The organism is Nocardioides sp. (assembly GCF_035481145.1).
Classification (GTDB): domain Bacteria; phylum Actinomycetota; class Actinomycetes; order Propionibacteriales; family Nocardioidaceae; genus Nocardioides.
The window spans coordinates 25,013-44,759 of record NZ_DATIHB010000055.1 but is presented as its reverse complement, the minus strand read 5'-3'; the positions used below and the strand labels follow the sequence as shown (position 1 = coordinate 44,759).

The 19,747-nt window shown below is 69.6% G+C and carries 18 protein-coding genes; 5 read left to right on the top strand and 13 right to left on the bottom strand.

The features are described from left to right. Positions 1-97: 97 nt before the first annotated feature. Both VLF38_RS04590 and cysD read right to left on the bottom strand, forming a co-directional pair. Positions 98-1,366 carry a sulfate adenylyltransferase subunit 1 gene (locus VLF38_RS04590; RefSeq protein WP_325270104.1) on the bottom strand — a complete coding sequence of 423 codons (1,269 nt, stop codon included), beginning with the start codon at positions 1,364-1,366 and terminating at the stop codon, positions 98-100. After that, positions 1,366-2,280, bottom strand: coding sequence for a sulfate adenylyltransferase subunit CysD (gene cysD, locus VLF38_RS04585; RefSeq protein WP_325270103.1), 915 nt, complete (start codon positions 2,278-2,280; stop codon positions 1,366-1,368). The genes VLF38_RS04590 and cysD overlap by 1 nt, the downstream gene beginning before the upstream one ends. A gap of 209 nt (positions 2,281-2,489) precedes the next feature. On the opposite strand from cysD, the gene VLF38_RS04580 reads away from it, so the two are divergent. Next, on the top strand, positions 2,490-3,479 hold the full coding sequence (locus tag VLF38_RS04580) for a sulfite exporter TauE/SafE family protein (protein WP_325270102.1): 990 nt from the start codon (positions 2,490-2,492) through the stop codon (positions 3,477-3,479). Between the two features lie 38 nt (positions 3,480-3,517). Here the strand turns inward: VLF38_RS04580 and VLF38_RS04575 are convergent, their stop codons facing one another. From VLF38_RS04575 to cysC, 3 genes are read right to left on the bottom strand one after another with little or no spacing between them, the layout of a single operon-like run. Continuing rightward, on the bottom strand, positions 3,518-4,702 hold the full coding sequence (locus tag VLF38_RS04575) for an LCP family protein (RefSeq protein ID WP_325270101.1): 1,185 nt from the start codon (positions 4,700-4,702) through the stop codon (positions 3,518-3,520). Then, positions 4,699-5,238, bottom strand: coding sequence for a hypothetical protein (locus tag VLF38_RS04570; RefSeq protein WP_325270100.1), 540 nt, complete (start codon positions 5,236-5,238; stop codon positions 4,699-4,701). Before VLF38_RS04570 ends, VLF38_RS04575 begins: the two co-directional genes overlap by 4 nt. Beyond that, positions 5,238-6,473: an adenylyl-sulfate kinase gene (cysC, locus tag VLF38_RS04565; protein WP_325270099.1), complete on the bottom strand. Its 1,236-nt coding sequence runs from the start codon at positions 6,471-6,473 to the stop codon at positions 5,238-5,240. The genes VLF38_RS04570 and cysC overlap by 1 nt, the downstream gene beginning before the upstream one ends. A 222-nt stretch (positions 6,474-6,695) precedes the next feature. Here cysC and VLF38_RS04560 point away from each other — a divergent pair, with 222 nt between their 5' ends. Both VLF38_RS04560 and VLF38_RS04555 read left to right on the top strand, forming a co-directional pair. Further along, the gene (locus tag VLF38_RS04560) at positions 6,696-7,076 is read left to right on the top strand and encodes a helix-turn-helix domain-containing protein (RefSeq protein ID WP_107698653.1); all 381 of its coding nucleotides are present in this window, start codon (positions 6,696-6,698) and stop codon (positions 7,074-7,076) included. Between the two features lie 80 nt (positions 7,077-7,156). Then, entirely contained in the window at positions 7,157-7,666 is a 510-nt protein-coding gene (locus tag VLF38_RS04555; RefSeq protein ID WP_325270098.1) for a hypothetical protein, read from the top strand. Between the two features lie 88 nt (positions 7,667-7,754). On the opposite strand, the gene VLF38_RS04550 is transcribed toward VLF38_RS04555, so the two are convergent. From VLF38_RS04550 to VLF38_RS04525, 6 genes are all read right to left on the bottom strand, one after another. After that, positions 7,755-8,573, bottom strand: coding sequence for a hypothetical protein (locus VLF38_RS04550; RefSeq protein WP_325270097.1), 819 nt, complete (start codon positions 8,571-8,573; stop codon positions 7,755-7,757). Next, a complete protein-coding gene (locus VLF38_RS04545; RefSeq protein ID WP_325270096.1) occupies positions 8,570-9,529 on the bottom strand; it encodes a GDP-mannose 4,6-dehydratase in 960 nt (319 codons plus the stop codon). Before VLF38_RS04545 ends, VLF38_RS04550 begins: the two co-directional genes overlap by 4 nt. Position 9,530: 1 nt before the next feature. Further along, positions 9,531-10,517 (bottom strand): GDP-mannose 4,6-dehydratase, encoded by a 987-nt coding sequence (locus tag VLF38_RS04540; RefSeq protein WP_325270095.1) that lies wholly within the window; start codon positions 10,515-10,517, stop codon positions 9,531-9,533. Between the two features lie 21 nt (positions 10,518-10,538). Beyond that, on the bottom strand, positions 10,539-11,789 hold the full coding sequence (locus VLF38_RS04535) for an acyltransferase (RefSeq protein ID WP_325270094.1): 1,251 nt from the start codon (positions 11,787-11,789) through the stop codon (positions 10,539-10,541). 181 nt (positions 11,790-11,970) lie between these two features. Next, positions 11,971-12,942, bottom strand: coding sequence for a UDP-glucose 4-epimerase GalE (gene galE / locus VLF38_RS04530; RefSeq protein ID WP_325270093.1), 972 nt, complete (start codon positions 12,940-12,942; stop codon positions 11,971-11,973). A gap of 204 nt (positions 12,943-13,146) precedes the next feature. Continuing rightward, positions 13,147-13,908: an SDR family NAD(P)-dependent oxidoreductase gene (locus tag VLF38_RS04525; protein WP_325270092.1), complete on the bottom strand. Its 762-nt coding sequence runs from the start codon at positions 13,906-13,908 to the stop codon at positions 13,147-13,149. A 261-nt stretch (positions 13,909-14,169) separates the two neighbouring features. Here VLF38_RS04525 and VLF38_RS04520 point away from each other — a divergent pair, with 261 nt between their 5' ends. Next, the gene (locus VLF38_RS04520; protein WP_325270091.1) at positions 14,170-15,093 is read left to right on the top strand and encodes a hypothetical protein; all 924 of its coding nucleotides are present in this window, start codon (positions 14,170-14,172) and stop codon (positions 15,091-15,093) included. A 198-nt stretch (positions 15,094-15,291) separates the two neighbouring features. Here VLF38_RS04520 and typA read toward each other — a convergent pair whose 3' ends face one another. Then, complete coding sequence (typA, locus tag VLF38_RS04515; protein WP_325270090.1) at positions 15,292-17,181, bottom strand: translational GTPase TypA; 1,890 nt, start codon at positions 17,179-17,181, stop codon at positions 15,292-15,294. A gap of 218 nt (positions 17,182-17,399) precedes the next feature. Beyond that, positions 17,400-18,725, bottom strand: a complete 1,326-nt coding sequence (locus VLF38_RS04510) for an AarF/ABC1/UbiB kinase family protein (RefSeq protein ID WP_325270089.1) — start codon at positions 18,723-18,725, stop codon at positions 17,400-17,402. A gap of 95 nt (positions 18,726-18,820) precedes the next feature. On the opposite strand from VLF38_RS04510, the gene VLF38_RS04505 reads away from it, so the two are divergent. Further along, entirely contained in the window at positions 18,821-19,711 is an 891-nt protein-coding gene (locus VLF38_RS04505; RefSeq protein WP_325270088.1) for a ribonuclease HI family protein, read from the top strand. The last annotated feature ends 36 nt before the right edge of the window (positions 19,712-19,747 follow it).

Genomic DNA, 19,747 nt, shown 5'->3' with positions numbered 1-19,747 from the left:
CGCATGGACTGCCCGTCCGCTGCGGCCGGTGGGACTGAAGTGACAGCACAACGGGGCGCCCTCCCGCAGGAGGACGCCCCGTCCGGAGCGGCTGGCGTCAGCCGTTGATCATGCCGGCGCCGACGGTCACGCCGGTCGCCTCGTCGATCAGGATGAACGAGCCCGTGGTGCGGTTCTTCGAGTACGGGTCGCACAGCAGCGGCACCGTGCAGCGCAGCTGGACGCGACCGATCTCGTTGACGCCGAGCTCCTTGGTCTCCTGGTCACGGTGGAGGGTGTTGACGTCCAGGCGGTACTGGATGTCCTTCACCATCACGCGACCGGTGCGCGTCGTGTGCTTGATCGCGAGCTTCTGCTTGGGGCGCAGCGGAGCGGTCGTCATCCAGCAGACCATCGCGTCGATGTCCTGCGTGGCGGTCGGCGCGTTGCGGACCCGGGCGATCATGTCGCCGCGCGAGACGTCGACGTCGTCCTCGAGGCGGACGGTGACCGACATCGGCGGGAACGCCAGGTCGATCTCCTTGTCGAAGAGGTCGATGCCGGCAATCGTCGAGGTCATGCCGGAGGGGAGGACGACGACCTCGTCGCCCTTCTTCAGCACGCCGCCGGCGACCTGGCCGCCGTAGCCGCGGTAGTCGTGGAACTCGTCCGACTTCGGACGCACGACGTACTGCACGGGGAAGCGGGCGTCGATCAGGTCGCGGTCGGAGGCGACGTGGACGTGCTCGAGGTGGTGCATGAGCGTCGGGCCCTGGTACCACTTCATGTTGTCGGAGCGGTTGACCACGTTGTCGCCGGCGAGCGCGGAGATCGGGATGACCTCGAGGTCGGGGATGTTGAGCTTCGTCGCGAACTGCGTGAACTCGGCGTGGATCTTGTCGTAGACCTCCTCGGAGAAGTCGACGAGGTCCATCTTGTTGACCGCGAGCACGAGGTGCGGGACGCGGAGCAGCGAGAGGATCAGCGCGTGGCGTCGCGACTGCTCGGTCAGGCCCTGGCGGGCGTCGACCAGCACGAGGCCGAGGTCGGCCGTCGAGGCGCCGGTGACCATGTTGCGCGTGTACTGCACGTGGCCCGGGGTGTCCGCGATGATGAACTTGCGGTTGGGGGTCGCGAAGTAGCGGTACGCCACGTCGATCGTGATGCCCTGCTCGCGCTCGGAGCGGAGGCCGTCCGTCAGCAGTGCGAGGTCGGTGTAGTCGTAGCCCTTCGACTGCGAGGTCGCCTCGACAGCCTCGAGCTGGTCCTCGAAGATCGACTTGGAGTCGAGCAGCAGGCGACCGATGAGGGTCGACTTGCCGTCGTCGACGGAGCCGGCCGTGGCGAACCGGAGCAGGTCCATGGGCTTGTTCTGAGCGGTGGCCATCAGAAGTAGCCCTCCTTCTTGCGGTCTTCCATGGCGGCCTCGGAGAAGCGGTCGTCGCCGCGGGTGGCGCCGCGCTCGGTCTTCCGGGCGATCGCCACCTCCTCGATGATCTCCTCGATGGTCGAGGCGGTGGACTCGACACAGCCGGTGAGCGTGATGTCACCGCAGGTGCGGAAGCGCACGGTCCGCTCGGAGGCGACCTCGCCCTCGCGCATCGGGTTGAGCGGCGTCTCGGTCATCAGCATCCCGTCGCGCTCGAAGACACGGCGCTGGTGGCTGAAGTAGATGTTGGGGATCTCGATCTGCTCGCGGCCGATGTAGTCCCAGACGTCGAGCTCGGTCCAGTTGGAGATCGGGAAGATCCGCATGTGCTCACCCTCGTGGAGGCGACCGTTGTACAGGCTCCAGAGCTCGGGGCGCTGGTTCTTCGGGTCCCACTGGCCGAACTCGTCGCGGTGGGAGTAGACGCGCTCCTTGGCGCGGGCCTTCTCCTCGTCACGACGGCCGCCACCGAAGGCGGCGGTGAAGCCGTTCTCCTCGATGGCGTTGAGCAGCGTCGGGATCTGCAGGCGGTTGCGGCTGATCTTCGCGGCGTCGGGGATGATGCCGTTCTTGATCGCGTCGTCGATGGAGGCCACCACGAGGTTGACGCCCAGGCGCTCGACCCAGCGGTCACGCGTCTCGGTGACCTCGGGGAAGTCGAGCCCGGTGTCGACCTGGAGGATCGAGAACGGGATCTTCGCGGGGTAGAACGCCTTCTCCGCGAGGCGGAGCATGACGATCGAGTCCTTGCCACCGGAGAACATCAGGACCGGCTTCTCGAACTCGGCGGCGACCTCACGGAAGATGTGGATCGACTCCGCCTCCAGCTGGTCGAGCTGACTCAGCTGGTAGTCGGCGTGCGTTTCTGTCATGAGCTTGGGGTGACCTCTCGTCGCTTATGGCAACCAGCATCGTAACGGTGCGCGCGCTCGGGGCCTGCACCCGCGCACACCGTGGGCACGGGCTGCCCGTTCGTTATCCACAATCCTGACTGAGCCAGTAAGGTTTGCGACCACGCGCGATGAGCAGGGGGCTGGACGCAGCTCGCGCATCATGTCGCCTAGCGAACGAGGATGGATCCGTGGCCGAGCTCATGTCGGACCAGTTCTTCTCGATCCTGATTGCCGGCTTCCTGGTCGGCATCGTGGTCGGGCTCACCGGCATGGGCGGAGGTGCGCTGATGACGCCCGCCCTGATCTTCCTGGGCGTCGGGCACACGGCGGCGATCGTCACGGTCGACCTCACTGCCGCGGCGATCTACAAGACCGGCGGCGCGATCGCGCACTGGCGCGAGGGCTCACCCAACCTCACCCTGGCGAAGTGGCTGATCCTCGGGTCGGTGCCCATGGCCTTCCTCGGGCCGTGGCTGGTCAGTGGCCTGACCGATGACCCGGAGACGCTCGAGAAGACCCTCAAGCTCTGCATCGGCGTCGCGCTGCTCTTCGCCGCGTCGACGTACGCGCTGCGGCTCTACATCAACCTCAGGAACGTACGCAGCGGCGGCGTGCTGCCCGACGACAACCCGCCGATCCGCCCGATCCCCACGCTCCTGGTCGGCATGCTCGGCGGCCTGCTCGTCGGCATCACCAGCGTGGGCTCCGGCTCGGTCATCATGATCGCGCTGCTGATGCTCTACCCGGGCCTCTCCGCGGTGAAGCTGGTCGGCACCGACCTGGTGCAGGCCGTCCCGCTGGTCCTCGCCGCCGCGGTCGCCAACATCGCCATCCATGGCCTCGAGTGGGACCTGCTCATCCCGCTGGTCATCGGCTCGGTGCCGGGCACGCTGCTCGGCGCCCGGATCGCCCCGCGGGTGGCGCAGTCGATCATCCGGCGCGGCATCGTCGTCGTGCTGACCATGTCGGGCGTCGCGTTGCTCTTCAAGGCGGGCCTCCACCCGTACGGCGAGGGCCAGGAGACGCTCGAGGCGATCACGGTCGCGCTGGTCGGCCTGGCGATGCTCTGCCTGGTCCCGCTGGTCTGGGGTGTCCTGCGCAAGCAGAACGGTCTGCCGATGTTCGGCGCGCCGACCGTGGCCGAGCTCGAAGAGGCACGGCCCCGCCCCCAGTCCTGAGCGCGCCGGCGCGAGCCAGCACGTCTGCTGAGGTCGGACTACTTGACCTGGTTCGGCGGGGGCAGCGTCTCGACGGTGTGGTCGGCGACGTACGAGATGAACTTGTCGCGCTGCATCGCGTCGAAGAGGGCGATCGCCTCCTTCATCCGGACGAGCACGACGGACTGGTCGCCGACCATCGCGGCGCCCTCGTAGGGGATCGTCGCGAAGGACATGTTCCCCAGGCCCATCCGCAGTCCTGCGTAGGCGAGCTTCATGACCTCGCTGTCCGTCATGCCGTTGTCCATCGCGACGTGCCCGGTGGTCTCGGTGACCAGCCGGCTCAGCCGGAACGGGTTCGCCAGGACAGACATGTCGCGCGTGCGCTCGACGACGGCCCGCAGGAAGTTCTGGTGCCGCTGCACGCGGTCGAAGTCGCCGCGTGCGAGACCGTAGCGAGTGCGGACGTAGGCGAGGGCGCGCTCGCCCTCGATGGTCTGCCAGCCCTTCTGCCACGCGACCGTGCCGGTGCGGCTGTCGACGAGGTCGTTGGGCACGTAGACCTGGACGCCGCCGAGGGCCTCGGTGATCCCGCGGAAGCCGCCGAAGTCGGTGACCACCATGTGGGTGAGGTGGATCTTGAAGTTCTGCTCGATGGTGCGGCCGAGGAGGTTGGGGCCACCGTAGGAGAAGGCGGCGTTGATCTTGGTCCGGCCGTGGCCGTCGACCTCGACGTAGGAGTCGCGGGGGATCGACACCACCTGCGCGTGCTGACCGTCCTCGGTGACGTGGAGGACCATGATCACGTCGCTGCGGACGCCGGTGGACCGAAGGTCGCCGGAGTCGATGCGCGAGAGGTCGATCTTGTCGTCGTTGCCGCTGCATGCGCGCAGCCGGTTGCTCTCCGGCGCCTCCTCGTCGCAGTCGAGCCCGACGAGCAGGATGTTCTCACCCCCGAGGAACGGCGGGCGGTTGTCGCCGAGGTCGGCGTCGAAGCCGGGCGCGCGGTGCAGGTGGAGCCAGAGCCAGAGCAGCCAGAGCAGGATGATCAGGAGCAGCAGCAGGAGCAGGCCGACGATCGCGGCGAGCGCAGGATTGTCGTCGATCCACTTGCGCAGCCGAGCGGGAACCACGCGCACGTAGACGCGACGCAGCGTCTTGAAGCGCCGGTGCCTGCGCCGCCTGCGCTGGCGCTGCGGGCGGTCGAAGTCGATGCCGCCGAAGATCGACCCGTCGTCCGTCATCTCCGCTCCTCCAGCGCCGGCATGACGACCGCCAGCAGCTCGTCGATCTGGGCGGCGGCAGCTGCGGCGGCGCGACGCCCCCGACGGTAGGGGTCGGCGACGTCGGCGCGGACCTGGGCGACCCCGCTCGTGGTCGCCACAGTGTCCACCAGATCCAGCCCGCTGAGGGTGGAATCCACGCGCCGGACCCCCGCAGCGAACTGACCGAGCGAGAAGACCTTGCGGAACGCCGCCGGGTGCTCGGTGAGGATGAACTGGCGCTGCTCCGACTCGGCGGTGAGGACCAGGTCGGCCTTCTCCACGAGCTCGGAGGTGAGTCGCCTGCTGCGGAACGCCGCGATCTGCTCCGGGGTGACCTCGGGGCTGTGCTCCAGGGCCGTCGCCATCGTCGGGTCCATCGGCTTGTCGATGAAGCCGAGGGTGCCGGCGGAGGAGAGCTCCACCGTGGTCTCCGGCCCGAGCATGGCCCGCCCCGCGAGCTCCATGTACGGCGAGCGACAGATGTTCGCCGAGCACACGAAGAGGAGGGTGGCCATCACACCTCCAGCAGGCCGGCAGCGGCGAGCGCCTTCTCGACGTCCGCGAGCGCGTCCTCGACGGTGCGACCGGTGGTGTCGACCCGGACGTCGGCGTCCTCCGGGACCTCGTAGGGGCTGGAGATGCCGGTGAACTCCGGGATGAGCCCCTGACGGGCCTTCGCGTAGAGGCCCTTGCGGTCGCGTCGCTCGCACTCCTCCAGAGGCGTGGCGACGTGCACCAGGAAGAAGGTGCCGCCCGCCTCCTCGACGTAGCGGCGCACGTCCTGGCGCGTGGAGTCGAACGGCGCGATCGGGGAGACGACCGCGACCCCACCGTGGCGGGCGATCTCGGCAGCGACCCAGCCGATACGACGGATGTTGGTCTCGCGGTCGGCCTTGCTGAAGGTGAGGCCGGCGCTGAGGTTGCGGCGTACGACGTCGCCGTCGAGGCTCGTGACGGTGCGCTCACCCTGCTCGAGGAGCTTGTCGAGCAGCGCCCGTGCCAGCGTCGACTTGCCCGAGCCCGAGAGCCCGGTGAAGAAGAGGACCAGCCCGCGTCGGTCGAGCGGCGGCCGGTCGAAATCGACGATCTCCGCCACCTTGCCGCCGAAGTGTGGCTTGTGGCCTGTCGAAGTGGGGCTTGTGGTCACGCGAAGGGGGAGTTGTGGATCGCCGGCGGCGTAGGTGGCCAGCACCTGCAGCGCCAGGTCCTCGTCCGCCGCGCTGCTCCCGTGGGACGCCAGGGGCACCGCGACCACCGCGGTGTCGCCGATCTCCTCGGCTGCGGCCAGGCTCGCGCGGACCAAGCCGACCGGGGAGAGCTCGGGAGCGAAGCCGTGTCCGGTGAAGGCGACCAGCACCTTCGCTCCCGCGATCGCGGCGAGCTCGGTGATCTCGCCGGGCGTCAGCGCGTCGTGGACCGGGACCCAGGTCCTGCCGGCGTACGCCTCGCGCGCCTGCCCGGGCGAGAGGTGGAGCCTCCGGAACGGCCCGTACGCCGGGGTCCCCAGCGCCGTGGGCACCCAGCGACCGTCCTCGCGGGTCACCGTGGCGAGCGGGAGGCCCTCCGGATCGACCAGCTCGACCGTGGCTTCACCCGCGAGCGCGTCCGGGAGCGTGAGCGTGACGGGCGACCCGGGCTCGTCGTACGCGGAGATCGGGGCGAGCGCTCCGGAGAGGAGCAGCTCGAGGTCGTCGAGCTCGCGGGGCGAAGGACAGTGCTGGGGGACGGGCTGGTTTGCAGTGCTGGACACGGCCGTCATCCTCCCATGCGTGCCCGCACGCGCGCCGTGCTCGCCGAGCAGCCTTGGTGACGAGTGCTTGCTAACTGCTTGCTTGCATGGTTTGCATGCCATGGTTAGCACCCGAGACATGTCGCGTTTCGCCTTGTTTTGAAGGGGAATCCGGTACTTCCGTGTGCCAGTTCACACCGCTTGCCGTTGCAATCGCTAACAAAAGTTAGCAATACTTGGGCCATGGCAAAGGGCGTGGTCGGCAAGACGGTCGACAACCTGGGGGAGTACCTCAAGGAGCAGCGGACGGCTTCCAAGCTGTCGCTGCGCCAGCTCTCCGAGGTTGCCGGTGTGTCGAACCCCTACCTCTCGCAGATCGAGCGTGGTCTGCGCAAGCCCTCCGCCGACGTGCTTCAGCAGATCGCGAAGGCCCTGCGGATCTCCGCGGAGCAGCTCTACATCCGCGCCGGCATCCTCTCTCCGGAGGACGGTCTGGGCGGGTCCGTGGAGCTGGCCGTGCTGGCCGACCCGGGCCTGACCGAGCGGCAGAAGCAGTCCTTGCTCGACGTCTACGCGTCGTTCCTCGCCATCAACGCGGCGGAGAGCGACGAGGGCGAGAGCTGACCCACCCCCAAGGTGTGGCGGCCCCGCCCACCGAATCTCGCGACCGTCGTCGGTCGTGCATCAACCAGAAGGAGCCAGTCATGGCCAAGAAGTTCGACGTGAAGAAGCTCGTTGCCGACCTGCAGGAGAAGGTTGCGGACGTCCAGAAGGACGCCACCTCGACCGCCAAGGACGCGCAGGCGAAGGTCACCGCTCAGGTCAAGGACCTGCAGGCCGCCATCGAGGCCGCCCCGGGCAAGATCGAGGCGTCGGTCAAGGAGACCCAGGCCGACATCCTCGCCAAGGTCGCCGAGCTCCAGAACGCTGCCAAGGCCCTCCCGGCCAAGGCCCAGGAGCAGGTCAACGCCCGCCTCGCCGAGCTGACCAAGTCGGTCGAGGAGCTCACCGCCAAGGCGCAGAAGCTCGTCGAGAAGTACATCCCGGCCGCGAAGAAGGCCGCCCCGGCCAAGGTCGAGGAGACCGTCGAGGCTGCTCCGGCCGCCCCCGCGAAGAAGGCTCCGGCCAAGAAGGCTGCTGCCAAGAAGGCTCCGGCCAAGAAGGCTGCCGCGAAGAAGGCTCCGGCCAAGAAGGCCGCCGCGAAGAAGGCCTGACCCTTCGGGATCACCTCTTCCAGCACTCAGCCCGCCTGCGCTTCGGCGCAGGCGGGCTGAGTCATTTGTCAGCCAGTCACAGGCCGGGTCACTCGGGGTAGAGCGTTGCGTCCGCGGACGGCTCCGGCGTGACGCCGGGCGTGGGAGCCTCGGTGGGCGGGGCTTCGCCCGGACGCCAGCCCTTGAGCTTCTCCCGGTCGAAGCGGTAGACGCGCCACCACTGGCTGATCTTCCACTCGCCGTCGTGCTGCGTCCACGCCAGGCCGAGCACGCTCTTCGCCGCGACGCGGTACTCCTTGCCCTGCCCGATCAGCCGGTACTTGGTCGAGATCGGCAGGATCACGCCGAACTGCCCGTTCGCGCTCAGCATCAGCGGGTCCTCGATCCGCACCGGCGTCATCATCGGGTTGTCCCAGCCGCGGTCGGCGCGGAGCGGCACCATGAAGGTGACCAGCTGCTCGATGGGGAGCTGGCGCTTGGGCTGGGTGCGCCAGCAGTCGGTGTAGGGGCGGGCGTAGCACCTGAGCGCCCTGTGCGCCTGCTTCCGCCAGAGCGCGGCCGCCTCGGGCGTCATCAGCTTCGTGATGCCGTCGAGCTCACGTACCGACCGCACCGGGTGGCGCTGCATGTGCTTCGGGTTGAGCAGCCAGTCGGAGACCACGTCGAGGGACTGCTGCCAGACCTGGTCGGCCGAGGCCTGGCTCACCCCGCTGAGGTACGTCTCCGGATCGTCGGCGACGATCTTCGGCTTCGGCTGCTTCTTCAGCTTCGGCTTCGCCGGCAGGGTCGACGGCACGTCCTCCGCGCCAGGCGGCGGCGGTGTCGGGCTGTCGGCGCAGCCGGCGAGGAGTGCGAGCGACAGCGCCAGGCCACCCGCGAACGACGTACGGCGGCGCGACCGGCTCATGACTGCAGCTCCAGATCGGTGTCGACCATCTGCTTCACGATCTCGGGGAAGGCGAGCGTCGGCGCCCAGCCCAGCTGCGTGCGCGCCTTGGTCGCGTCGCCCGTCAGGTCGGTCGGGTCGGTGGGGCGCAGGAGTGCAGGGTCGACCCGCACCCGCCGCTCCCAGTTGGTCACGCCCGCGTGGGAGAAGGCCGCGGCCACGAATTCGCGGACGCTGTGCGAGGTGCCGGTGGCGACCACGTAGTCATCGCCGTCGTGGTGCCGGGCCGCGCGGACCATGGCGTCGACGACATCCGGGGCCCAGCCGAAGTCACGGCGGGCGTCGAGGTTGCCCAGCACCAGCTCCTCCGCCCGTCCGGTCGCGATGGCCGCCACCGTCGAGGTGATCTTGCGGGTGACGAAGCGGGGGGAGCGGCGGGGGGACTCATGGTTGTAGAGGACCAGACTCGAGGCGTGCAGGCCGCGACTGCGGTAGACCCCGGTCATGAGGTGGGCGTAGGCCTTGGCCGCGCCGTACGGGTTGACGGGGCGGAGCGGCGTCGCCTCGCTCTGCGGCGACTCCGCCGGCTCGCCGAAGATCTCCGCGCTCGAGCACTGCACGAAGGCAACCTGTTTGTCGCGTGCCCGGGCGACCTGCCAGGCCGACTCGAGGAGCGCGACGGCGGCCGCGCCGTTGACGGCCGCACTGAGGTCGGGGTCCTCCCACGACGCTGCCACCGAGGACAGCGCGGCGAGGTTGTAGATCTCGTCCGGCGCCAGGTCCGTGAGCAGGGCTCGCGTCGCCGGCACGTCGCAGAGGTCGCCGTGGTGGATCACGACCTCCGGGGGCAGGTGCTCCGACACCTCTCCGGAGAGGGTCAGGGCGTGCACCTCGACACCGTCGCCGAGCAGTCGCTCGGCGAGGTAGCTGCCGTCCTGCCCGGAGGCACCGGTGACGAACGCCCGCGAGACTCCCATGTCAGAGGCCGGCGAGCTTCTTCTGCTCGGCGAGGTCGGAGTCGACCATCATCGCGACCAGCTCGGGGAAGGAGACCTTCGGCTTCCAGCCGAGGACCTCACGGGCCTTGGTGGAGTCGCCGATGAGCAGGTCGACCTCGGCCGGACGCATGAACGCCGGGTCCTGGCGCACGTAGCGCTCCCAGTCGTCGATCCCGACGTGCGCGAAGGCGAGGTCGAGGAGCTCGCGGATCGTGTGTGTCTCGTCGGTGGAGACCACGTAGTCGTCGCCGTTCTCCTGCTGGAGCATCAGCCACATCGCCTCGACGTAGTCACCGGCGAAGCCCCAGTCGCGCTGGGCGTCGAGGTTGCCCATGACCAGCTCGTCCTGCAGGCCGAGCTTGATGCGGGCGACCGCTCGGCTCACCTTGCGGGTGACGAACTCGGGCCCGCGGCGCGGTGACTCGTGGTTGAAGAGGATGCCGCTCGAGGCGTGCATGCCGTACGACTCGCGGTAGTTGATCGTCATGTAGTGGCCGTAGACCTTGCTCACGCCATAGGGCGAGCGCGGCCAGAGAAGGGTGTCCTCGGTCTGCGGCACCTGCTGCACCTTGCCGAACATCTCGGAGGAGGAGGCCTGGTAGAAGCGGACCTTCTTCGGGTCGTCGCCGCAGTGGAGGCGGACCGCCTCGAGGAGGTTGAGCACGCCCATGCCGGTCACGTCGGAGGTGACCTTGGCGTTCTCCCAGGAGTACGCCACGAACGAGATCGCGCCGAGGTTGTAGACCTCGTCCGGCTGGGCCTCACGCAGAGCCCGCAGCAGGCTGGACTGGTCGGTGAGGTCGCCGGTCAGGATCTTGACGAACGGCAGCTCGCGCTCGACCATCTCGCGCTTGGGGTTGTTCTGCCCGCGCATGAGGCCGTAGACGTCGTAGCCCTTCTCGTGGAGGAGTTCCGCGAGATACGGACCGTCCTGGCCGGTGATTCCCGTGATGAGGGCAGAAGGCATGGCGCGGATTCTGCCAGAGCCTCAGGCACGTGTGGTCGCGTGCACCGCCGTCTCGCTGGTCGGCACGACGGCCTTCTTGCGGGCGAGCGCCGGCATCTCGACGAACCGGTAGGTCACCTCGGACAGCACCCAGCACAGCGGGAGCGTCGCGAGGGCGGCGACGAGGAAGCCGCCGAGGCTGGTGTAGCGCAGGTCCGGGAAGTGCTTTGCGAGGAAGAGCATGACCGGGTAGTGCCAGAGGTAGAGGCTCAGCGAGATGGTGCCGGCGCGGTCGAGCGGCTTCCACTCCGCAACCTTCAGCCACAGCCCGGCGAGCCGTCCGCGATGGGGGAGCACCGTATAGGGCATGAGCGCCGCCATTGCCGGGGCCATCACGACGAGGTCCTGGCCGAGCACACGGGCCGGCAGGTAGGTGACGACGCCGAACACGACCAGCGCGACGCAGACCCGGCGCACGCGGCGTACGGCGACGGGGTCGGGGGCCTGGCCCAGGCGGGCGACGACGACCGCCGCGATCATGCCGTAGCCGAACGCCGAGCAGACCGCCACGAAGGAGTGGTAGAGCCGGGACGGACCGGTCTCGACGTGGATGCCCTGCGCGTCCGCGACGAGCAGGTGGTGGGCGACCTCGTAGCCGATCAGGCCCACGACGACGAGCAGGAGACCCGGCAGGAGGGCGGCCATCAGGCTGTCCTGCTTCGTCGAGCGGCGGCCGCTAGCCAGCAGCGGGAGCACCGCCAGGAAGAGCAGCGGCAGGATCGCGTAGAACGCGAGCTCCGGCACCAGCGACCACGACGGCGGGATGCCGCGCGGCACCTCGGTCGTGTAGCCGTGCAGCAGGGTGAAGTCGGTGAAGAGCTGCAGCGGGTTGGTGAGGTAGCCGATCGCCTCGGTCTGGTAGGTCTCGCCGGCCGACTGCTGACTGGTCTCGACCACGGTCGCGCCGAGCACGAATCCGGCGACGGCGAGGATGACCCAGTAGCCGGGGAAGACCCGCAGCACGCGGTTGCGGTAGAACGCCCGGATGCTCGGGCGGCGCGGTCCGCCGAGCAGGTAGGTCGCGAACGGCTTGTAGAGCAGGTAGCCCGAGAGTGCGAAGAAGAACGTCAGCGCGTGGTTGGCGGCGAGCAGGCCCTCGCCGATGATGGCGTCGACCGTGGACGCAGCCCGGCCGTCGATCACCGTGTAGAGCAGCACCAGGTGGGCCACGACCACCGTGAGGCAGGCAGCTCCGCGAAGGCCCTCGAGGCCCCTGTCCCTGCGCATCCCCATGATGCGACTCCCTCCGGGGCCCCATGCCCACGTCGTTCTCCCCGAACGGGTGGAGCATACAAGCGGAGAGCAGCAAGCGGACCAGACCTAAGTCGGACGCCAGATGCCTGGCGATGTGGCAGTCAGGCGGACCGCGCGGGCCGAGGGGAGAGGGCCGGAGCGGCCGCGCTACGTGGCCCGGTCAGCCCGGGTAGGAGTCGCCGGCCTTCTGCCGCGCCTCCCAGGCCGAAGCCACCATCTGTTGGAGGGTGTGCCGCATCTGCCAGCCCAGGTCGCGCGCGGCGAGCTCGCCCGTCGCCACGATCCGGTCGGGGTCGCCCGGACGCCGCGGGTGCAGCTCCGGCTCGAAGTCGATGCCGGTCACCTCGCGGATGGTGTCCATGATCTGCCGGACGCTGGAGCCCTCCCCGCTGCCGAGGTTGTAGATCGGCTCGATCTCCTGGCCCGCCGCGAGGCGCTGGGCCGCTGCGACGTGGGCCTCGGCGAGGTCCGAGACGTGGATGTAGTCACGGACGCAGGTGCCGTCGGGCGTGTCGTAGTCAGTGCCGAAGATCTTCGGGGTGCGGCCGTTGACCAGCGCGTCGAAGACCAGGGGGAAGAGGTTGTGCGGGCTCGCGTCGTAGAGTTCCGGCGTGCCCGAGCCGACCACGTTGAAGTAGCGCAGGCTGGTGTGCTGGAGCCCGTTCGCGCGGCCGACGTCCGCGAGCAGCCACTCGCCGATCAGCTTGCTCTCGCCGTACGGCGACTCCGGCCGCGTCGCGGTCGTCTCGGTGACCAGGTCGACGTCGGGAACGCCGAAGGTGGCTGCGCTGGAGCTGAAGACCAGCTTGTCGACGCCGGCCTCGAGCATCTCCTGCAGCAGGATCACCATCGCCGAGACGTTCTGCTCGTAGGTGTGCAGCGGCCGCTGGACCGAGACTCCGGCGTACTTGAAGCCGGCGACGTGGACCACGCCGTCGATCCCGTGCAGCGCCTCACGCACGGCTGCGCGGTCGAGCAGGGACGCGCGGACGACCGGCACGCCGTCGGGCACGAAGGAGCTGATGCCGGACGAGAGGTCGTCGAGCACGGTCGCCTCGATGCCGGCAGCCTGGAACGCCCGCACCACGTGCGCACCGATGTAGCCCGCGCCTCCGGTCACCAGCCAGCCCATGCCCACTCCTTCGTCGTCGTACGTCGTGGGGTGCGCGGCCTGATGACCGCGGCATCCACCGCGTGCAGCCTAGCCACGCCTGTGTGCGACCTCCGCCGCCCACCACGTAGAGGCGGCGCGAACCTGCACGGTGGGGGTGCCGAGGCGGCGCGAACCTGCACGGTCAGGGTGCCGAGGCGGCGCGAACTCACGCCGCCTCGGAACTCAGCGGGGGGCGAGCCGGATGGCGCCGTCCATCCGGATGACCTCACCGTTGAGGTAGTCGTGCTCGACGATGAACGTCGCGAGCTGGGCGTACTCCTCCGGACGGCCGAGGCGCTTCGGGAACGGGACGCCCGCGGCGAGGGTCTTCTGGAACTCCTCGTTGACGCCGGCGAGCATGGGCGTCTCCACGATGCCCGGTGCGATCGTGCAGACGCGGATGCCGTACGTCGCGAGGTCGCGCGCCGCGGGAAGCATGAGCCCGACGACGCCACCCTTGGACGAGCTGTAGGCGGCCTGGCCGACCTGGCCCTCGAAGGCGGCGACGGAGGCGGTGTTGATGATGACGCCGCGGGCGTCGTGCTCGAGCGGGGCGGTCTTCGCGATCTGCTCGGCGGCGAGCGCGAGCACGTTGTAGGAGCCGACCAGGTTGATGTTGACGACCATCGCGTACTTGGCGAGGTCGCCGACCGAGCCGTCCTTGTTGAGGATCCGGCCGGCGGTCCCGACGCCGGCGCAGTTGACCACGGTGCGGAGCGGGACGCCCGCGTTGGCAGCCGTCGCGACGGCCTCGCGGACCTGCTCGGCGTCGGTCACGTCGACCGGCACGTAGTGGACACCGGCCACCTCGGGGGCCTTCTCGATCGAGCCGGCCAGGTCGAACGCGAAGACCGTCGCGCCCTTCTCGGCGAGTGCCTTCGCGGTCGCGGCACCCAGGCCGGACGCGCCACCCGTGACGATCGCCGCGGTGTTCTCTACCTGCATCTGTCTCTCCTCCTGAGGTCTGCTGCGGGCCATTCTGGCGTGCCCGTGCAGAGCGGGTACGCCCGGTCCCCGGGCGCTGAGACGCGGGCAGCGATCAAGCCCCTCCCCGTTCGACGTACACCCGCGGCTGGCGAGCGGCTCGGCCCCGCGGTCTGGCTGCGGGCCCGAGCCATGCCGGCACCGCGGTGTACGTCGAACGGGGGAGCGGGGCCTGTGGAGAGCCGTTCGCGCCCGCCCACGCGGCCACCCCACGATTGCCCCATGACGAAGCTGACCGGCGACCCGGTGCGCGTGCTGACCCGTTTCGGCGGCGTGGCCACCGCCGGACAGCTCCGCGCTGCGTGCGACCCATGGGCGATCCGCAAGGCAGTGCGGGCCGGCGTGATCCTCCGGTCGGGTCCGCGTCGCTACGCATTGCCCACTGCCGCCGAGGGACTCGCGGCTGCCGCCCGGGTGGGTGGGATCCTCGCCGGCCCGAGCGCCGCGGCGTACTGGGGGTGGGCGCTGAAGGAGCAGCCCAGCGAGCCCTGGGTGCTCTTCCGGCGTGGGTGGAAGCGCCCGGGGCTCGATCGTGCCGGACTCGTCATCCGGTGGTCGCGGATTCCCGACGAGGAGGTGTACGACGGGCGCGTGACGTCGCCGCTGCGCACGGTCGTCGACTGCCTGCGGTGGCTGCCCGAACCCGATGCACTCTGCGTCGCGGACTCGGCGATCCGCAGTCGTCGGGTGGATCGCCCGGCGCTGATCGCGGCGCTCGAGGAGGGTCCCGCCTACCAGCGTCCGAGGGCTCTACGCCTCGCGACCATGGCCGACGGCAGGGCCGCAAACCCCTTCGAGAGCGTGCTCCGCTGGACAGCGTCCGCGGTGCCGGGCCTCGAGCTGGAGCCGCAGGGTGACGTCGACGGCATCGGTCACGGAGACCTGGTCGACAAACGCCTGCGCCTGGTCATCGAGGCGGAGTCCCACGAGTTCCACACCGAGAAGTCCGCCTTCCGCTACGACTGCCGGCGCTACACCGCGATGGTGCGGGCAGCGTGGCGCGTGGTGCGGTTCGTGTACGAGGACGTCATGGGCAAGCCGGACTACGTGCGCGACGTCTTGCGCGACGTGGTCGCCCTCGGCCCCCAGACGACGTACAGCAACCATGCTCCCGGCATCGACCGCCGGGTCATGGGTGGCATCTGACGACAGAGCTGTACGTCGAGCGGGGGATGCGCGAAGGGGCGCCGCATCCAACCGGATGCAGCGCCCCTCGGCGTACGACGGATCAGCCCTTGCGGGCCCGCGAAGCCGCCTGCCCTCGCTTCGCTCGGGCGGCGGCTTCGCCTCGCAGAAGACGCGCGGAAGAACCTCTCCGCTCGTTCCTCGCTACGAGGCTCTTCCTCACGCCTTACGCGCTCGGCTCGCCGCCTTCGCCCGCTCGTTCTTGTCGAGGACGACCTTGCGGATGCGGGTCATCTCCGGGGTGACCTCGACGCACTCGTCGTCGCGGCAGAACTCCAGGCACTGCTCGAGCGAGAGCTCCTTCGGCGGGGTGAGCTTCTCGAAGTTGTCGGAGGTCGCGGACCGGATGTTGGTCTGCTGCTTCTCCTTGGTGATGTTGACGTCCATGTCGTCCTGGCGGGAGTTCTCGCCGATGATCATGCCCTCGTAGACCTCGGTGCCCGGCTTCACGAAGATCGTGCCGCGCTCCTGCAGGGACGTCATGGCGTGCGCGGTGGCCGCACCGGCGCGGTCCGCGACGAGCGAGCCGTTGTTGCGGGCGCGGATCTCGCCGGCCCACGGCATCATGCCCTCGGAGATCGACGACGCCATGCCGGTGCCGCGGGTCTCGGTGAGGAAGTCGGTGCGGAAGCCGATCAGGCCACGGGCGGGGACGACGAAGTCCATGCGGACCCAGCCGGTGCCGTGGTTGGTCATGTTCTCCATACGGCCCTTGCGGACGGCGAGGAGCTCGGTGATCGCGCCGAGGTACTCCTCCGGGGCGTCGATCGTGAGGCGCTCGACGGGCTCGTGGCGCTTGCCGTCGATCTCCTGCGTGACGACCTGCGGCTTGCCGACGGTCAGCTCGTAGCCCTCACGACGCATCTGCTCGACGAGGATCGCGAGCGCCAGCTCGCCACGGCCCTGGACCTCCCAGGCGTCGGGGCGCTCGGTCGGGAGGACCTTGAGCGACACGTTGCCGATGAGCTCGGAGTCGAGGCGGTCCTTGACCATGCGGGCGGTGACCTTGGCGCCCTTGACCTTGCCGACGAGCGGCGAGGTGTTGGTGCCGATGGTCATCGAGATCGCCGGGTCGTCGACCTTGATCAGCGGGAGCGCGATCGGGTTCTCCGGGTCGGCGATCGTCTCGCCGATCATGATGTCCGGGATGCCCGCGATGGCGACGATGTCACCCGGGCCGGCCTGCTCGCCGGGGACGCGCTCGAGGCCCTCGGTGATCAGGAGCTCGGTGAGCTTCATGTTCTTGATGGTGCCGTCGGCCTTCATCCAGGCGACCTGCTGGCCCTTCTTCAGCGTGCCCTGCTTGATGCGGAGCAGCGCGAGACGGCCGAGGAACGGCGACGCGTCGAGGTTGGTGACGTGGGCCTGCAGCGGCGCCTCGTCGTCGTACGTCGGAGCGGGGATGGTGTCGAGGATCGTCTTGAAGAGCGGCTCGAGGTTCTCACCCGCGGGGAGCGTGCCGTTGTCCGGCTTCTCGGTGGAGGCGATGCCGGCCTTGCCCGAGGCGTAGATGACCGGGAAGTCGAGCGCGTCGTGGCTGTGGGAGTCGTCGAGCAGGTCCATGAAGAGCTCGTAGCACTCGTCGACGACCTCGTCGATGCGGGCGTCGGAGCGGTCGGTCTTGTTGACGACCAGGACGACCGGCATGTCGGCGTTGAGCGCCTTGCGCAGCACGAAGCGGGTCTGCGGGAGCGGGCCCTCGGACGCGTCGACGAGGAGGACGATGCCGTCGACCATCGACAGGCCGCGCTCGACCTCGCCACCGAAGTCGGCGTGACCGGGGGTGTCGATGATGTTGATGACCATGCCGCCCTCGGGCGCGTGCTCACCGTTGTAGGAGATCGCGGTGTTCTTCGCGAGGATCGTGATGCCCTTCTCGCGCTCGAGGTCGCCGGAGTCCATGACCCGGTCGTCCACACCCGACTCCATGTGGTGGGCGCTGAACGCACCGCCCTGCTTGAGCATGGCGTCGACGAGGGTCGTCTTGCCGTGGTCGACGTGGGCAACGATGGCGACGTTGCGGAGGTCGTTGCGGGTGGCTGCGGACATGCGGTGGCGACTCGTTTCGCTTCAGGGAAGGCTGCCCGGACAGATGGGCAACCGCGCGAGTCTATCGGCGGGAGGGCGGCCTCTCCGAATCGTGCAGAGGCCGTACGGCGTGACATGGCGCACGCCCTCGTCGCCTGTGAGTGCGCACGTGTTGCCGGCGAGTGGCCACCCGTCGTACGGCGAGTGGCCATGGGTGGACGAGTGAGTGCGCACCACCGTCAGGCGAAGCCGGGCGCGTGCTCCTCGAGCAGGCCGCGGAAGCCGATCTCCACCTCGAGCTGGCACAGGACGCCGATGCCGCCCATCCAGACCCGGTGGATCAGCATGTACTCCGGCGGCAGGTTGATCTTGAACGCGCGGCTCAGGTTCTCCGGGGTCGGGATCGCGACCCGGGTGGCCTCTCCCCGCAGCCAGTCGCGCGAGAAGGAGAAGACGGGCTCACGGGCAGGTGCCAGCAGGGGTCGCAGGTAGTCGCGCAGCGCGTCGCTCTCGAAGCGGGTGTGGGGGAGCAGCCAGCCCTGGGCGCGCATCTCGTCGGCCACGCCCTCCCAGTCGTCCTCCGCGGCCAGCCGCAGCAGGCCGCCGAGGGGCGCCGGCAGGCCGTCGGGCAGGCGCGCGGCCGCGCCGAAGTCGACGACGCCGAGCCGGCCGTCCGTCATCACCCGGAAGTTGCCCGGGTGGGGATCCGCGTGGAGCAGGCCGGTGCGTGCGGGACCGCTGATCAGGAAGCGGGCGTACTGCTCGCCGACGCGGCGGCGTTCCTCGGGGGTGCCGGCCTTGATGACGTGGGCGAGCGAGTGCGGGCTGTCGAGCCAGGTCGTGATGAGCACGCGGCGGCTGGCGTGGATGACCGACGGCACCGTGACCGACGCGTCGCCGGCGAACTCCGCGGCGAAGACCCGCTGGGCCGAGGCCTCGAGCTCGTAGTCGAGCTCCTCCTGGGCGCGGTCGGCGATCTCCTCGAGCAGCGGCTTGATGTCGACACCGGGGGCGAGCAGCCCGATCAGCCGGGCCACGCGGGAGAGCGTGCGCAGGTCGGAGGCGAGCGCCTTGGCGGCGCCGGGGTACTGCACCTTGACCGCGACGGGCGTGCCGTCGGACCAGACGGCCTTGTGCACCTGGCCCAGGCTGGCAGCCGCTGCGGGCCCGTCGTCGAAGCTCGCGAACTCCTCGCGCCAGCCCGGTCCGAGCTCCTCGGAGAGCACCTCGTCGAGCATCCGGATCGTCATCGGGGGCGCAGCGTCCTGCAGCTTGGTCAGCACCTCGCGATACGGCCCCGCGATCTCCTCCGGCAGCGCCGACTCGAAGATCGACAGCGCCTGGCCGAGCTTCATCGCGCCGCCCTTGAGCTCGCCCAGGACGGTGAAGAGCTGATCCGCGGTGCGCCGCTGCACCTCGCTCAGCACCGCCTCCGCCGGCTTTCCGCCGATCCGCTTGCCGACCCCGAGGGCCGTGCGACCGGCGTACGCCGCAGGCAGGGCCGCGAGCCGCGCCGTACGGCCGAAGGAGCTCTTGCGCATCCGCTGCCGCTCGTCATCCGCCATGCCTTCGAGTATGCCGAGGTGGGCCTCGTGGCGCGCCGAAGTGTGGCTTGTGGTCACGCGAGAAGGGAGTTGTGGTCATGGAAGGATGTGCGCCCGTGACGATCATCGCGGCAGCAGACGGTTCGGCCCTCGGCAACCCCGGCCCGGCGGGCTGGGCGTGGTACGTCGACGAGGAGCACTGGGCCTGCGGCGGCTGGGCGCACGGCACCAACAACATGGGGGAGCTGACCGGCGTCCTCGACCTGCTCCAGCAGACCGCGCACCTCGACGAGGACCTGCTGGTCTACTGCGACAGCCGCTACGCGATCGACTCGATCACGAAGTGGATGCCGGGCTGGAAGCGCAAGGGCTGGAAGAAGGCCGACGGCAAGCCGGTCATGAACGTCGAGATCATGAAGGCGCTCGATGCCGCGATGCGTCCCAACGTCCGCTTCGAGTGGGTCAAGGGCCACGCCGGCCACGAGCTCAACGAGGCCGCCGACAAGCTCGCGAACGCCGCCGCCGCGTCCTGGAAGCTCGGCGTCGCGCCCGACCCGGGGCCCGGCTACAGCGGCACCGGTGTCGCGGAGGCGGCGCGCGGCGGGGCGCACGCGGCGTACGCCCCGACGGTGATCGAGCCGGAGCCGGACCTCTTCGGTCAGGTCGTCATGACCGACGAGGAGCAGGTGGTGGCGCTCGAGCGCTCCCTCCTCACCGATGAGGTACGCCGCGACCCGGCCGCCGTCGCCGGCCTGCTGCACCCCGACTGGTCCGAGATCGGCGCCTCGGGCCGGGTGTGGACGCGCGAGGAGCTGCTCAGCGAGATCGCTCCGCTCAAGGAGGAGACCAGCCTCGATGTCGTCAGCATCGAGCGCCTCGCGCCAGGTGCCATCCTGCTGCTCTGGCGCTCGGTCAGCGTGAGCGGCTCGAGCCTGCGCAGCTCACTCTGGCTGCGGGCAGGTCACACCTGGGTGCAGCGCTTCCACCAGGGCACGCCGGAGGCCTGATCAAGAAGCGTCACGCGGCGCAGACCGAGCTTGCTC

Bases quoted from the DNA above. Each gene is read 5' to 3' on its own strand.
- VLF38_RS04590 (WP_325270104.1), bottom strand. From the start codon at position 1,366: ATGGCCACCGCTCAGAACAAGCCCATGGACCTGCTCCGGTTCGCCACG.
- cysD (WP_325270103.1), bottom strand. From the start codon at position 2,280: ATGACAGAAACGCACGCCGACTACCAGCTGAGTCAGCTCGACCAGCTG.
- VLF38_RS04545 (WP_325270096.1), bottom strand. From the start codon at position 9,529: ATGGGAGTCTCGCGGGCGTTCGTCACCGGTGCCTCCGGGCAGGACGGC.
- VLF38_RS04555 (WP_325270098.1), top strand. From the start codon at position 7,157: ATGGCCAAGAAGTTCGACGTGAAGAAGCTCGTTGCCGACCTGCAGGAG.
- VLF38_RS04550 (WP_325270097.1), bottom strand. From the start codon at position 8,573: ATGAGCCGGTCGCGCCGCCGTACGTCGTTCGCGGGTGGCCTGGCGCTG.
- VLF38_RS04520 (WP_325270091.1), top strand. From the start codon at position 14,170: ATGACGAAGCTGACCGGCGACCCGGTGCGCGTGCTGACCCGTTTCGGC.
- VLF38_RS04525 (WP_325270092.1), bottom strand. From the start codon at position 13,908: ATGCAGGTAGAGAACACCGCGGCGATCGTCACGGGTGGCGCGTCCGGC.
- galE (WP_325270093.1), bottom strand. From the start codon at position 12,942: ATGGGCTGGCTGGTGACCGGAGGCGCGGGCTACATCGGTGCGCACGTG.
- VLF38_RS04540 (WP_325270095.1), bottom strand. From the start codon at position 10,517: ATGCCTTCTGCCCTCATCACGGGAATCACCGGCCAGGACGGTCCGTAT.
- VLF38_RS04510 (WP_325270089.1), bottom strand. From the start codon at position 18,725: ATGGCGGATGACGAGCGGCAGCGGATGCGCAAGAGCTCCTTCGGCCGT.
- VLF38_RS04535 (WP_325270094.1), bottom strand. From the start codon at position 11,789: ATGGGGATGCGCAGGGACAGGGGCCTCGAGGGCCTTCGCGGAGCTGCC.
- VLF38_RS04560 (WP_107698653.1), top strand. From the start codon at position 6,696: ATGGCAAAGGGCGTGGTCGGCAAGACGGTCGACAACCTGGGGGAGTAC.
- typA (WP_325270090.1), bottom strand. From the start codon at position 17,181: ATGTCCGCAGCCACCCGCAACGACCTCCGCAACGTCGCCATCGTTGCC.
- VLF38_RS04575 (WP_325270101.1), bottom strand. From the start codon at position 4,702: ATGACGGACGACGGGTCGATCTTCGGCGGCATCGACTTCGACCGCCCG.
- VLF38_RS04570 (WP_325270100.1), bottom strand. From the start codon at position 5,238: ATGGCCACCCTCCTCTTCGTGTGCTCGGCGAACATCTGTCGCTCGCCG.